Below are 13,344 nucleotides of genomic sequence, written 5' to 3'. Positions count from 1 at the left end.
GGGAGGAGAAACGTCCGAAGGACCGCAAGCGGAGTTCGGACGAATGCCCATATTACGGTTGTTTTTTGATAAGAAGTCTTCTTTCGATTTCGAAGATCTTTTCCGGGATTTTTTCTTTGCCCAATTTTTTCTTATCGTTCTCTTTCAAGAATAGATCCGCACCGAATTTATCCAATGCATCGTTTGCCTTGATGTTTTTGAGTCCGATGAGCTGCAACTGAACTTCTCCCGCTGCGATGCCATATTCAGTCCCTTTATCTTCTGTGGAAAGAATGCGTGTGATGCATGTAACTGTGTCGCCGGAGAAAGCAGGTTGTGTATGATATCCTTCCGTGAATCCGATTTCCCAAAGAGCGTTTTCGGAAATATCTCTGGAAGCCATTCCAACTAACCAACCAAATACGAGGCCTCCGTAAACTACAGGTTCTCCACCCATAGGGCCGGAAATTCCTGCCGAGTAGAGTTTATCGTAATGAAGAGGGTGAGTGTTCCCTACTCTGTAAGTCCATTGGTAATGTTCGTCTGTGATCGTGCGTCCGTTTTGGTGCACGTAAATTTGACCAGGTTTGAAATTTTCGAAATAAGTATGTCCCCATGTAACATCTTTTAGTTGAGTAGGGAATTGTAGGTTAGGAAGTTTCAATGCAGGAGTGGCAGACTCAGGAAAAAATGCGGACTTGTCCCCCGGCTTTGAATTTCCTTTCGGTTTTCCGTTCGATTGATAGATCATGATCTTTCTTTCGTATTGGAGAACCACTTCGTTTTTTTGATTGAGGCAAAGAGTTCGCACATGAACGATTCCCGGTTTGTCCGCACCTTTGTCGTCTACTGCGAGGATTTTTGTTCGGGAAGAAAGAGTATCTCCCGGATAAACTGGCTGTAAAAACTGTGCATTGTAATAACCCAGGTTCGCTAGCGCCTTTTCACTGTTATTCTGCACTCCGATGGACAACGCAAGGTTGAACACCATAAGCGGCGGTACGAGTAAATCTTGGAAACCGTGCGCCTTCGCATATTCTGCAGAAAGGTAAAGCGGGTTCGAATCCATAAACACGGTTGCGAATTCTTGTGCGAAACTGCGGTCTACAGTGAATTGGCGAGGGTGGACATATATGTCTCCTACTGCAAACTCTTCCAAGTAACGGCCGTATATATTTTTTTTGATTTGATCTAGTGTGGCTGGGGTTTTCGGAGCGATCTCTCCGAACGGGGTCATAGCTTTTTCTACCATAGTGCAAACTTGCAACGAGGCTATGCCAGGAAAAGATTTTTTCGAGGGGGGTTTTCCCCGATTCCCTGCCGAAACCGAGGATCCGCCCGAAAAATCGGAAGGAAATAGCTGGTTTCATTTTGAGATTTGTCTCTACGAAGATAAGGATTTTATACGAATGTGATACGCCTCATCCATCTCCTAAAACTTGCCATCGTTTTGTCGCAGAAAAAGCATCTTCAAAACCCAAACGAGAGATTGTAATACGAAATCGAATCGAAGGTAAGTTGTTTTGAGAAAAGCAAGAAGCATCTAACATTAAAAAAGCGATAAACTGATTCTGTCTTTTTTCTAAAGCCGAAAAGGAAGGAGTCCCTCTCTGACAAACGTTCTTTCTTTTTATTGCATAAAACGCAAAAAAATTTATCTTTTCACGATCTTTTTTATTTCAACGACTCTCATTCTTTTATTTCGAAATAAGAATTGTGCTTAACAAAAATATAATCGCATATAATAATTTGATGAAAACCAAGTTCTCGCCGTTCTTATTGGTAAAAATTGGTAAAAGTCCAGGGTATTTTTAAAGAAAAAACTTTTTTACTTCTTTGTCGTTTATCTGAATCCGATTAGGTACAAAATGAACAGTTGCGCCAAACATAGATTCAATACGGAGTAGGCAGCGGTTTTCTAAGTTTATATTATATGTTAGTTGATTTTGTTTCGAGAAAAAATATAAGAAAAACTTTTGCGTCCTTTCCTTCCTATACAATAAGACAGAAACTAATTTCTGCCATCGTTTTCATTTATTAGGTTGTTTCTTTCATTTCCCAGTCTGGAGCTTATAACAATAGCGCACTTCATTGTTATAAGCTCCGGGCGCTTTTTTAGATGGCCTCTTTTTTCTCTCTGGCTCTTTTCCAAGCGCTATGCCAAATCTGCCATTCTTCCCTTGCGACTCTGTATTGATCCAGGTCGGTACGAACCTGTTCCATCAATTCTTCCAATTCCCTTACCCTCTCCAATAAACGCTCGGAAAGTACAGCGATTTGTGCAGGATCTGAGGAGAGAAACGGTTCCACTTTCTTAGTATCGGGCTCCCCGCCCGGAAATCCTTGCATTTTTAACCGGGGACAAAACCATCTCAAGTATGAGTTTTTCCTTTCCTAAACTTGAATCCATCCCTGAGAAATTTAGAATCCTTCCGATACATCAAAAACGATTTCTTTTGGACGGAGAATTGAAGGTCTGGGAAGGCAAAATGGAAAAAGTTCTTTCCCCGATCCATTTGGAAGAAAACGGAAAACTCACCCAAGTCCTTCTGGGAAGTTATCCTTCCTTCGATGAAAGGCAGGCGATGGCGGCTTTGGAATCTTGCCTGAATGCCTACCGACAAGGATCTGGAGATTGGCCGCAAAGCACCACAGAACAAAGAATTGGTGCTATCGAACGATTCACCGAATTGATGATGGGGAAAAAAGAAGAGATCATCAAACTTTTGATGTGGGAAATCGGCAAAACCCACGCAGACAGCATCAAGGAGTTCGAAAGAACCGTAGAATACATTCGGGACACGATCGATGCTTTGAGAGAAATGGAAGCCGCATCCTCTCAATTCGTTTACGAAAAAGGAATCGTTGCACAGATCAAACGGGCTCCTTACGGTGTGGTTCTCTGCATGGGACCGTTTAACTATCCGTTAAACGAAACATTTTGTACTTTGATCCCCGCTTTGGCTATGGGAAATACGGTTCTTTTCAAACCTGCAAAATTCGGAGTTCTTCTTCTGGAACCTTTGTTGGAATGTTTCCAACAGGCATTTCCAAAAGGAGTCATCAACACTCTGTACGGTGACGGCGCCACAGTCGTTTCTCCCATTATGGAATCGGGAAAAATCGACGTATTCGCATTTATCGGCTCCAGCACGACCGCTAACTTAATTTCCAAAAAACATCCTAAACTCAACCGATTGAGATCGGTTCTGGGTTTGAATGCCAAAAATCCTGCCATCCTTTTGGAAGACTGCGATATAGACGCATCCATAAAAGAGATTGTCTCCGGATCTCTTTCGTATAACGGGCAAAGGTGCACTGCCTTAAAGATCATTTTCGTTCCTGAGTCCAAAGCGGAAGAGTTCACTTCCAAATATCTGAAAGTTCTTTCCGAATGGAAATCGGGTATGCCTTGGGAGAAAGATGTTCTTCTCACTCCCCTTCCCGAAGAAGGTAAAACGAAATGGCTTTCGGAACTTTTGCAAGATGCCACAGACAAAGGCGCCAAAATCATCAATGCAAACGGAGGTGAGGTGACAGAATCTTTTATGTCTCCCGCCGTTTTGTTTCCGGTTTCCAAAGATTCCAGAATTTATAAAGAAGAGCAATTCGGACCGATCGTTCCCATCGTTCCCTATAAGTCCATCGAAGAAACCTTGGATTATGTCCGTATTTCGGATATGGGGCAACAAGCGAGTCTGTTCGGAAAAGATCCTGTCATTTTAGGAAAGTTAGTCGATTTACTTGTGAATCAAGTGGCAAGAGTGAACCTCAACGCCCAATGCCAAAGAGGTCCCGATCGTTTTCCTTTTACAGGAAGAAAAGATTCCGCAGATGGAACTCTTTCCGTAACGGATGCGCTCAGAGTGTTTTCTATCAGAAGCCTTGTAGCCGCCAAAGAAGAGGAAGGAAGCAAAGAGATTCTTCGCAGCATTTTGAAAACAAAATCATCTAGATTCCTTAACACGGATTCTCTTCCCTAGTTCTGCCGATTTTTTTCTTTTTCCTTCTCAGAGGAGGATTTAGATTGAAAATTACCCGATAAGATACATGATACAAGGATGAGATTTTCTCTCAGGAAAACTCCATGAAATCTTTAGGGAATGTACGATGTTTCTTTTTGAGTGCGGCGACACTGCTTCTCTCTCATTGTACACAAGTATCCACTACGGAACAACTTTCCCTACTTAGCTTTTTACTCAACTCCTCTCCCAATCGAAGCACCTCTTCCGAAACAGTCATTACAGTGACTCCCGAAAGAGGGATTCAAATCACATCTTCTTCCTTGACAGTTATTTTTGCGGATACCAAAACTCTTTCTCTTCGGCTGGCATCTCAACCTTCCCAAAATGTCACTATCCACGTGGGATTCGATACATCCAAACTCACTGTAAATAGTTCAGGAACTTCTCCATTCGATTTGATTTTTACTACTTCCAATTTCGATACATTACAAACGATCAATTTGGACGCATTGACCAATGCCAACGACAGTTCCAGTTTGACCTTATCCACTCAAAGTTCCGATTCAGTTTACAACAATTTGACTGCATCGATTCCTGTTACCATCCAGCAGGCTTCCGCATCCATCGTAACAAGTGCGTCTACGGTTTCCTTGGAAGGGGGAGGAACTGGTTCTTTCGGAGTAAGGTTGAATCTCCAGCCTACCGCCAATGTGGGCCTTCTTCTTTCCTTTACCAATTCAAAGCTTGCGTTAGATGCAAGTACAAGTTCTCCTTTGGCTCTGACATTCACTTCCGGAAATTATTCCTCACAACAAACTGTGAATCTCAGATCCTTGTCGAACGTGACAGAGAATACGAACATCAGTTTTATCGCAAGCAGTACGGACGGAAGATATTCAGGATTGACTAAATCCGTAACCGCATCCATATCCAACCAAACAAGAAGTTTGGTGTTCACTCCTAGCCCGGCGACTTTGAGTTTGAATGCGGGAGAAACGGGTAGTTTTACGGTCGCTCTTAGTTCCGTTCCCACTTCCGATGTGACAGTCAATTTCACCTATACGCAATCGGAAATTTATATCAAAAAATCTTCCGATTCCAATTTCGATACGGACGGAAGTTATTCACTTACCTTTACCAGCGGAAACAATACGGCTCAGACAGTTCAGGTCAAAGCTGTTTCCAATTTCGCAGTTTCCTCAGGAACGATTTCACTGGGAACCACGGTTCCCGCATCACCAAACGGAGATTCGTCTTTCAACGGTTTGACGGCGTCCGTATCTTACTCAGTATCTTTGAATGTTCCTATCGTTCTCTCCGGAGACATTCAAAACGGAACACAAAACTCATCCAGTCAAACCGCAAACTATTCTTTAGGAACCACTGTGGATCCGAGCACTTCCTTTGTGATTTGTAATTTTCAAACCAACAGTTCCGATACTGTCAACGCAACCACATGCCAGCTAAACGGTGCAGGCACACAAGTCATAGTCACGAAAGGGGCCGCTGCAGCAAACAACGTCACCACCAATTATTATGTAATGAATTTCAGTTCCGGGATCTCCGTACAAAGAGGTGCAACCACTCTCACTTCCGGCACGGGGTCAGCAAACCTAACACAGGCTGTCGATAGTGCGAAATCATTCATCATCTCTTATGCAAGAACCTCAACCACAGGCAATACTTCCGATAACGTAAAACAAGTACAAGTTTCCTTTACCAATTCCACTACCCTGGGATTCTCTTGCAACGGCTGCACCAATACTACCGTGGAATGGCAGGTGGTTCAATGGCATACATCCTCCGTTCAATCCGGAATCGCAAACCTAAGCCACGGAACCTCGACCGTCACAGCAAACTTAGGTTCTGCGGTAGACTTAACGAAAAGTTTTCTAATTTTTAACAATAGTTATACGCCAAACGGAGGAGTAGGTTACGAACAGAATTACTACACTGCCGGTTCCTTTTCTTCCACGAGTCAAATTTCCTTTCAAAGAGGGGGAACAGGAGGAGATTTAGCGATTCAGTATTTCGTAGTTTCCATTCCCAGTGGGCTCGTAGTCAAATCGAACTCTTTTGCAATGACTACATCGGACGTAGGAATTTGCGATACGATTCCGTCAGGAGGAGTTTCCAATTACTTGAAATCGATGATGATTGCCTCCAATCGAATCGGCGCCATCAATCAGGCAACCAATGTGGACTCCGCATCTCTTACCTATGAATTCCAATCGGCAGGATGCTCTTCGGCGGGCGGCACACACCTCCGTATCAAAAGGGACAACGTAGGAACGGATTCCGGAACTCCTCACGATGTTCATGGCACCTACTTTCTGTTAGAATTCAATTGATCTTTTTTCCCGATTTCGGGAAATATTTTCATTGGTTTCTTTTCACAATCAGTTAGAATCCTTCTGTGATTCAAATCTTCCTTCATTCCACAATCGGCAAAGCGGTCTCCCTGTCTCAAAAATCCACCGACTCTCTTCTCAAGGGAGTACGTCATCTCGTCAAAGGAAGTCTCACCGGCACGGGGAACGGCTTACATCTATTATCCAACGCGTTCTTTTATAAACCGGAATGGAGAGATGCGCTGCAAAGGGCAGGAATCACAGTCAAAGATACAAGTCTCAAGACGGACGAAGCGATGAACCAAGCCATCGAATCTACGAACACTGCGTTCGAAAAAACGATGTTTGCCGTCCAAGCGACAGGGAAAAAAGGAGAAAACTTGATCTTCGACAATCGAGTGATCTCCAGCATCATAGGAAGTTCCCACGATCAAAAAATCAAACTCACTAAAATCGAAATGAGTTTCAGAGAAGTAGGAAGAGATATCTCCGTGGAAGAAGCGGTCTCCTCCTATAAAGCTTCCGGTAAAAAACAATCCGTCCTTTTTATTCCCGGTCTCTTCACGGATGAAACCATCTGGTTGGAAAAATGGGTTCCTTATAAAAAAAGAAAAGTCCGTTCCAAAGGTATCTCTACGGAACTTATGAAGAAAGATTTCCACCCGTTTTATCTTCGTTACAATCACGGGCTTCCGATTCATGAAAACGGAAAAAAGCTGATGCATCTTTTCGATATCTTTTTCCAAAACGATCCGGACCTAAGACCGAATATGGTTTGTTACAGTTTAGGATGTTTGGTATTCAGAAGTTGTTTGTATCATGCGAAACTGGAAAACAAACCATGGGTGAAAAACTTCCAAAAGGTGATTTCCATATCGGCACCGAACCGTGGTTCCTATTTAGAAAAAGCAGGTTTTTGGCTGGGTTTCCTTCTTGAAAAAAGTCCGGTTGCCGCTTTGAAAATCATAGGAATGATAGGCAATCTTAGAAGTGATGCCATCAAAGATCTTTCTTTCGGGATCATCAAAAAGGAAGAAAAGGATTTTTGGGCGCCCATTCGCCAATATTTTGAAGAAACCTACCTGGGAGAGTTGGACGATATGGATGCTTACGAAGCCTATTCTCTCGTAGATACGATTGAAAATCCGATTCAAAATTTTTTAGGAGACGGGATCGTGGAAAAACAAAGCCTTCGTTATCTTTCGGACAAAGTGTATTCCAAAAAAACAAATCCTTATCTCAGAACCTTAGAGATAGAAAAAGCGAACCATTTTTCCATTTTAAATTCCAGAAAACTTTTCGATTGGATCGATTTGATTTTATCCCGCTGAGACGTTCAAAACAAATAATGGTAGGATAAAAAACATTCATCGTACCGTTTTTGTCTTCCGTATTCGAACCTCAGTTCATGATCTTTGGAAAGGGAATACCTCAGTTTGATCCCGGAAGTGAACTGGTCTTCATTTCCACTTGCCGCATAATACCGGTATCCATATAAAAAGTGGATCTTAAAATCTCCCCACTCATGTAAATACTGCCCCGACACTTGGGGTCCGAATCTTTGTCCTTGGTGAAAATAAGAAGAACCTTGCGCGGAAATCCCTCCTAACAAAGAAAAGATGGAATTTTCCTCTTTTCCGAAAAAAGGATTCGCAAAAGAATATCCTGCCATAACATCCAAATTGGCCGCTTGTCTACGAATAGGATCTTTCTCCTTCCAAAACAAATCGGAAAATTCGAACTTTCTTTTTTCAGAAACAAGAGCAGTATCCCATCCGAAACGAAACGAATAAGAAAGTTTTCTAGTGACTGAATCGTAAGGAGACAAGGAGCTTAATTTTAGAACATCCATAGAAGTCCATTCCTGTCTACCTCCTTCATAGTTCCTAAGTTTGGTGGAAAAAAATTCAAGTTCGGAATGAGGCGACTGACCCCGAGAGGAATTCAAAAGGTCATGGTATGCGATTCTATATTGAAGTTCCGAAAAATTCCCCAAACTAGAATTCCCATACCCCAAAGAGACTCTGCTCAAAGAATGCGCATGATGAGGAGGGAATGGTTTTCTTTCAGGAAGAACGACAGTTTCCTCTGCGAGTTTACTCCTTTCGGAAAGAAGTTCTCCGTATCCAGGATGTTCTTTTCCTGAATCCGATTGCAAAGATCCATACTGCCAAGATAGAAGCAGAGTATCTAGAACTAATGTTTTGCGGACTTTATCCTCTTTCTTTATTTCAGAAGCGATTTTTTCGCCTTCACCGAACAAACGAAAAAACATTCGTTTTTCATCATCTCTCATAACATTCAAATTCTCCCGAATTTTAGTGTTCAACGAAGGACGATACACAATTTCTTCGACCAAATCGTTCTCTTGAAAGACCAACTCCATAGTACCGGAAGGCGTTACGATCTTACCTGCCTTGGCATTTATCTCTAAAGAAGGTTTGGCGACTTCCAAAAGCTGAATCAATTGATAAGCGCAGTTTGCGGTAAGAAAATAATAATCGAAATCAGCTCTTCCCATCTCCCATAAATGGCGTAAAAAACGTTCTTTCTCTTCTTCATTTAACTTAAGTTTGTATTCCCAAAGATCTCTGCCCTCCAGATGATTGTATTCGTTGATTTTCAGATAATAAGGAAAGATTCCGAATTTACCAGGATAACCTCCCGTCAAACCGCCGATCATGTATGAAATCGGAGAGATCTCTCCCGGGTCTGCTGCAAAGTTCACTCCGTAATCCAAAAGTTCTGAACTTTGGTTGTTTCTCGAATTCATTTTGAAAAAACTGTGACCGAACATGGATGCTGGCGCTTGCATATAATAAGAAGCGAATACGAGCCGGATATGATCCAAATCCAAAACTTTTTTCCATTCTTCGAACCTGGAACATTTGCGGAATGTAAGCAGGGAAGAATCGAAATGCAGGATAGAGTTCATCCAGAAGAATCGTTCCGGGAAAAAACATTGAGGATGCATTCGGGAAGGATCTTCCGGTTCCTCTTCGAAAAAGGAGAGTAAGGTGGAAATCATCTCCTCTTTCGGATTTGTATTTCCTTTAAGAGAAAAAAAATAAGCTTTCGAATCTATTTCAGATGTTTCTTTTCCTAAAAGATTCTTTTTATAACGAAGAAGTCTTTTCCAATGTTTTGTATCATAAAGTTCGTGTTCTTCTATTTTTCCAATTAACTCTTGTATGTATTTTTTTCGGTCGAGAGAGTTTATGTGAGAAAGAGCCCCCTTAGAGTCGGTTTTTGAAACCTGCCCAGAGAAGACCTGCGAAATGAGATTCGGATGAGATTTTACGGAAGAAACGAACGCAAAAAAGAAACCTACAAAAATCAAAACATAGATCGGAAAACCCATTTCGGATCAAGAAGACAGAACACCTATATGAGCATAAACGGAATCCGACAGTGCCGCAAAATCGTAGCCTCCCTCCAAAAAGGAAATGATTCTTCCCTGACAGATATCTTCCGCTTCTTTTTTGATCTTCCTTGTGAGCATTTCGAAACTGGAAGTAGAGAGTCTCATCCCGCCTAACGGATCATCTTTGTGAGCATCGAAACCTGCGGAGATAAGAATAAAATCGGGAGAAAACCTCTCTATCTCTTTTTGCAAACTAGGCCAGAGTTTAACATAGTCGAACTCTTCGGAAGAGCGGGACAAAGGAAAATTTAAATTATAACCTTTCCCTTTTCCGGAACCGATTTCATCCGCAGAACCCGTTCCGGGATAAAAAGGATACTGATGAAAAGAAGCGAAGTATACGGAGTCATCCTCATAAAACTGATGTTGTGTTCCGTTTCCATGATGCACATCCCAATCTAAAATAAAAACCTTTCCGATCCCTTTCGATTGAAGGTATTTCGCAGTGACAGCCACATTATTGAAAAAACAAAATCCTTGGGAGTGATTCGCCTCTGCGTGATGCCCGGGAGGACGTACCAAAGCGAAGCCGTTTCGAATCTCTCCTGTAAGAATTCGATCCGCCAAATGAATCCCGGAACCTGCCGCCAAGGAAGCAGCACGAAAAGAAAAAGAAGAGAAAGGTGTATCCGCATCGAAGTATCCGAAAGGACGGGAATCACATGCGTTTTCCACCAAGTCGATGTAAGCCTTTTTATGAATGAGGGAAATTTGTTCTTTAGTAGCAGGAGAAAAATCCCTGTCCCAAACAATCTCATCGTGAGAAAACCTTTGTAGCCCGGAAAGAATCGATTCCAATCTTCCTTTATTTTCCGGATGACCGATTCCCGTATCGTGTAACAGGAATTCATCTCGAAAAGTTACGGCTGTTTTAGGTCTGCTTTTCATAAAAACAACATGAACCTTTCCACATAAACGATCATTTCTATGATTTCGATGACCAATATATCCAACTGATAACAAAGCACCGATTTTTCTTCCGGAGTCAAAACCTTGTCCGCAACGGCTTCGCCGTAAAGAGAGATGAACTTTTTGATGTCCGCAGACAACTGATTGTTGAACCAGTCCTTAAAGTTTCTGTTTTTCATTTGGTATTCCGGCTGCATGATCCCGCTCATACTCCAAATGGCTTTGTCGATGAACCTTAGTTCGAGACGGAAGCTTTGGTTTGATTTTTCGATAAGAACATTGTCCTGTCCAGGGGCGAAATCGATTCTACGAAGCATAATCACGATGAGAAGCAGATCTTCCATTTTCTGAACCAGGCTTTTTTTCTCCAAACCGGTGACTTTGCCGTCGTCCCCCAAATGGTTCAGATAATCGCTTCCGATTTCTTTAAAACAACGGGTGAGTTCGGCAGCTCTGTCCTTAAATGGTACTGGAAAAGCGAAATCTTCCGAAAAACGCCCGAACGACTTCAATTCATAATCTTTGGAAATTTCTATCATGTGTCTTTTGAGATAAATCTAAGAATCTTTCCTATTTTTCGTCAATCGATTCGATTGAATTTTCGATTCAGTTTCGCAATCTGACAGAAAAAGATACTATGAAATCCAAATCTCCCCTATTCCTTTCTATCCTCATTTCTTTCTGCATCCTATTCGGCTGTTCTTCTGCGGATGTAAACTCATCCAATGCAAGATCTTCCGTTCAGGCAGGAATTCGCCCTGCGTTCGTAGAAGGTTTGTACATCAATACCAAAACCATTCGCAGTCAAAAACTCTGGGATCTTCTTTTCTCCGCAATGCAAGAGAGCGGAATGAATGCGGCAGTGATCGACATTCAACCCCATGCCCCAAGCGCCGCACAAGTCGCAGATGCGAAAGCGAGAGGAATTTATCCGATCGCAAGGGTAGTGAACTTCGAAGGAGGACTCATCGAAAAGTCACCTTCTCCTAGTTTGATGTTATCCATACAAAAAGCCATTCGGACGGCATGTTCTGCAGGTTTCAAAGAAATTCAACTCGATTACATTCGTTATGCGGATGGCGGAACAAATTTCAGTATGAGTTACGAAAAAAGATACGAAAGCATACTTTCCATCATCAAAGATCATAAGGAAAAAACCAAAGAGGTATGCGGAAACGACGTGATCTGGACCGCTGATATTTTCGGAAGAGTTCCTTTCATAGAAAACGATGTGATCGGTCAAAAAGTGGAACCTTTCAGCGAGACATTGGACGGACTTTATCCTATGTTATACCCTTCTCATTTTTACGGACTTACGAAAAGAGTGGCCGATCCCTATGGAACGATCAAAGACGGTTTGGATCTGACAGTGCAAAGAGCCAAACCGGGCACCAAAGCGATCGCTTGGGTTCAAGGTTTCAACATGATGATCGGAGCAAGTAAACTCAGTTACAAAGACTATATCAAGGTACAAATGTTAGGTGCAAAAGATTCCCAAGGACACGGATTTATCGTTTGGAATGCAGGGAACGATTATTACGAAACTTTCAAGGCTTACGAAGACTATCGAAAAGAGAAGGATTTACAAAGAAACCCTTCTCCTTAGTTTAGAATCAGTGCAATTGTTGGGTTTCTTTTTCGAATTGGGCACGGCGGGCGTAAGCGTCCGCTTCCTCTTCGCTTCCTAAAACTCTGATTCTAAGATCTTTTAACTTTCTTTCTTTTTCGGAAGCACTCATAGAAGCATTTTGATTTAAAAATTCCTTCTCCTGCTTTTCATATTCGGAAATTCTAAGTTTCGCATCCGCCTCTTCTTTGCGGTCTTTGGCCATAGCTGCGGCTCTTTCTTTTCCGAAATATTTGACTTCGAGTGTGTTTAACTTTTTCTCTTTATCTTCAGGACCCAGATTCTGGAATTCCTTTTCTCTCAATTCGATTTCCGTCTGATAATGATCGAATTTATCTTCCCGACTCACTACGGAATCATAATAAGAGCCGTATGTTTTCTTTTTCAATTCCTGGTATTTACGAACTCTTTCTTCCGGGCTCATATTTTTGGAAGATACGATGAAATTTCTGGATCCTTCCATAAAATTAACTTGGGATTCTTCCATTCCGAAAATAAGATCGTGTTTCTCATCACCTAATATTTGTTTTCTTTGTGACTTCAAAATCTCATACTTATCTTCGAAACTGGTAGTGTAAGGAATTTCCAAACGATGCATAGCTGCTTCGTATTTGAAATAACTTTCGAATAGATCTCTGATCTTTTCTTTGTCAGGGCTATCGTAATTGGCATCCACATAGGCCAGAAGAACCGCATTACACTGATCTGCCGTATAATTCTTATCGCATTTGCGGCGAAGCGCCCAAACTTCCCAAACAAAATTGATTTTACCGGACTGAAGGTCGCTTAATATCTCCAGGTAACTTTTTTTCTCTTCCTCTCTGAAAGGAGAAAGTGCTTCGTCCCAAAATTCGGAGGAAGCGTTACCGAGTGGATTCAGATTGGGATTCGAATTTTCATTCATTTCGCCTGACTCCGTATTTGTTTTTGAGTCTTCCGAAGAACCGAAACTACGTGCGAGAAAAAAAACAGAAATGGCAAAAACCAAAGCGATGCCAGTGATGATGAAAATATTTTTTTTATCCATATATCCTTACTAAATAAAAAAGGCCATGCTTTACAGCACGACCTTTATCTTTTCCTTAAATC

Annotated in this window: 10 protein-coding genes; 4 read left to right on the top strand and 6 right to left on the bottom strand. The window is 41.9% G+C overall.

Going from position 1 to position 13,344, the window contains the following annotated elements; genetic code table 11:
* Positions 1-52: 52 nt before the first annotated feature.
* Together EHS15_RS02080 and EHS15_RS02075 are read right to left on the bottom strand one after the other, a co-directional pair.
* Entirely contained in the window at positions 53-1,231 is a 1,179-nt protein-coding gene (locus tag EHS15_RS02080) for a MaoC family dehydratase (RefSeq protein ID WP_135758885.1), read from the bottom strand.
* 863 nt (positions 1,232-2,094) lie between these two features.
* The gene (locus EHS15_RS02075) at positions 2,095-2,328 is read right to left on the bottom strand and encodes a hypothetical protein (protein WP_246051855.1); all 234 of its coding nucleotides are present in this window, start codon (positions 2,326-2,328) and stop codon (positions 2,095-2,097) included.
* A gap of 29 nt (positions 2,329-2,357) precedes the next feature.
* On the opposite strand from EHS15_RS02075, the gene EHS15_RS02070 reads away from it, so the two are divergent.
* The 3 genes from EHS15_RS02070 to EHS15_RS02060 all read left to right on the top strand — a co-directional run bounded on the left by EHS15_RS02070 (position 2,358) and on the right by EHS15_RS02060 (position 7,626).
* Positions 2,358-3,962 (top strand): NADP-dependent glyceraldehyde-3-phosphate dehydrogenase, encoded by a 1,605-nt coding sequence (locus EHS15_RS02070; RefSeq protein WP_135758884.1) that lies wholly within the window; start codon positions 2,358-2,360, stop codon positions 3,960-3,962.
* Between the two features lie 104 nt (positions 3,963-4,066).
* Positions 4,067-6,295: a hypothetical protein gene (locus EHS15_RS02065; protein ID WP_135758883.1), complete on the top strand. Its 2,229-nt coding sequence runs from the start codon at positions 4,067-4,069 to the stop codon at positions 6,293-6,295.
* Between the two features lie 65 nt (positions 6,296-6,360).
* Positions 6,361-7,626, top strand: a complete 1,266-nt coding sequence (locus tag EHS15_RS02060; protein ID WP_135758882.1) for an esterase/lipase family protein — start codon at positions 6,361-6,363, stop codon at positions 7,624-7,626.
* A gap of 5 nt (positions 7,627-7,631) precedes the next feature.
* Here EHS15_RS02060 and EHS15_RS02055 read toward each other — a convergent pair whose 3' ends face one another.
* The 3 genes from EHS15_RS02055 to EHS15_RS02045 are packed head-to-tail and all read right to left on the bottom strand — an operon-like array spanning position 7,632 to position 11,167.
* A complete protein-coding gene (locus EHS15_RS02055) occupies positions 7,632-9,656 on the bottom strand; it encodes an Lnb N-terminal periplasmic domain-containing protein (RefSeq protein ID WP_135758881.1) in 2,025 nt (674 codons plus the stop codon).
* Positions 9,657-9,662: 6 nt separating this feature from the next.
* A complete protein-coding gene (locus tag EHS15_RS02050) occupies positions 9,663-10,607 on the bottom strand; it encodes a histone deacetylase family protein (protein WP_135758880.1) in 945 nt (314 codons plus the stop codon).
* The gene (locus EHS15_RS02045) at positions 10,604-11,167 is read right to left on the bottom strand and encodes a hypothetical protein (protein ID WP_135758879.1); all 564 of its coding nucleotides are present in this window, start codon (positions 11,165-11,167) and stop codon (positions 10,604-10,606) included. The genes EHS15_RS02050 and EHS15_RS02045 overlap by 4 nt, the downstream gene beginning before the upstream one ends.
* Positions 11,168-11,265: 98 nt before the next feature.
* On the opposite strand from EHS15_RS02045, the gene EHS15_RS02040 reads away from it, so the two are divergent.
* Positions 11,266-12,234: a putative glycoside hydrolase gene (locus EHS15_RS02040; RefSeq protein WP_135758878.1), complete on the top strand. Its 969-nt coding sequence runs from the start codon at positions 11,266-11,268 to the stop codon at positions 12,232-12,234.
* Positions 12,235-12,241: 7 nt separating this feature from the next.
* Here EHS15_RS02040 and EHS15_RS02035 read toward each other — a convergent pair whose 3' ends face one another.
* On the bottom strand, positions 12,242-13,282 hold the full coding sequence (locus EHS15_RS02035) for a lipase secretion chaperone (RefSeq protein WP_135758877.1): 1,041 nt from the start codon (positions 13,280-13,282) through the stop codon (positions 12,242-12,244).
* Positions 13,283-13,344: the final 62 nt, after the last annotated feature.

This window comes from Leptospira idonii (genome assembly GCF_004770995.1).
Lineage (GTDB): Bacteria > Spirochaetota > Leptospiria > Leptospirales > Leptospiraceae > Leptospira_A > Leptospira_A idonii.
The sequence above is the reverse complement of the archived record's forward strand: the minus strand, read 5'-3'. Positions and strand labels throughout refer to the sequence as shown.

What these genes read in the sequence shown, in the direction of transcription:
- EHS15_RS02080 (WP_135758885.1), bottom strand. Translation starts at nt 1,231, where the DNA reads ATGGTAGAAAAAGCTATGACCCCGTTCGGAGAGATCGCTCCGAAAACC.
- EHS15_RS02075 (WP_246051855.1), bottom strand. Translation starts at nt 2,328, where the DNA reads ATGCAAGGATTTCCGGGCGGGGAGCCCGATACTAAGAAAGTGGAACCG.
- EHS15_RS02070 (WP_135758884.1), top strand. Translation starts at nt 2,358, where the DNA reads ATGAGTTTTTCCTTTCCTAAACTTGAATCCATCCCTGAGAAATTTAGA.
- EHS15_RS02065 (WP_135758883.1), top strand. Translation starts at nt 4,067, where the DNA reads ATGAAATCTTTAGGGAATGTACGATGTTTCTTTTTGAGTGCGGCGACA.
- EHS15_RS02055 (WP_135758881.1), bottom strand. Translation starts at nt 9,656, where the DNA reads ATGGGTTTTCCGATCTATGTTTTGATTTTTGTAGGTTTCTTTTTTGCG.
- EHS15_RS02050 (WP_135758880.1), bottom strand. Translation starts at nt 10,607, where the DNA reads ATGAAAAGCAGACCTAAAACAGCCGTAACTTTTCGAGATGAATTCCTG.
- EHS15_RS02045 (WP_135758879.1), bottom strand. Translation starts at nt 11,167, where the DNA reads ATGATAGAAATTTCCAAAGATTATGAATTGAAGTCGTTCGGGCGTTTT.
- EHS15_RS02040 (WP_135758878.1), top strand. Translation starts at nt 11,266, where the DNA reads ATGAAATCCAAATCTCCCCTATTCCTTTCTATCCTCATTTCTTTCTGC.
- EHS15_RS02035 (WP_135758877.1), bottom strand. Translation starts at nt 13,282, where the DNA reads ATGGATAAAAAAAATATTTTCATCATCACTGGCATCGCTTTGGTTTTT.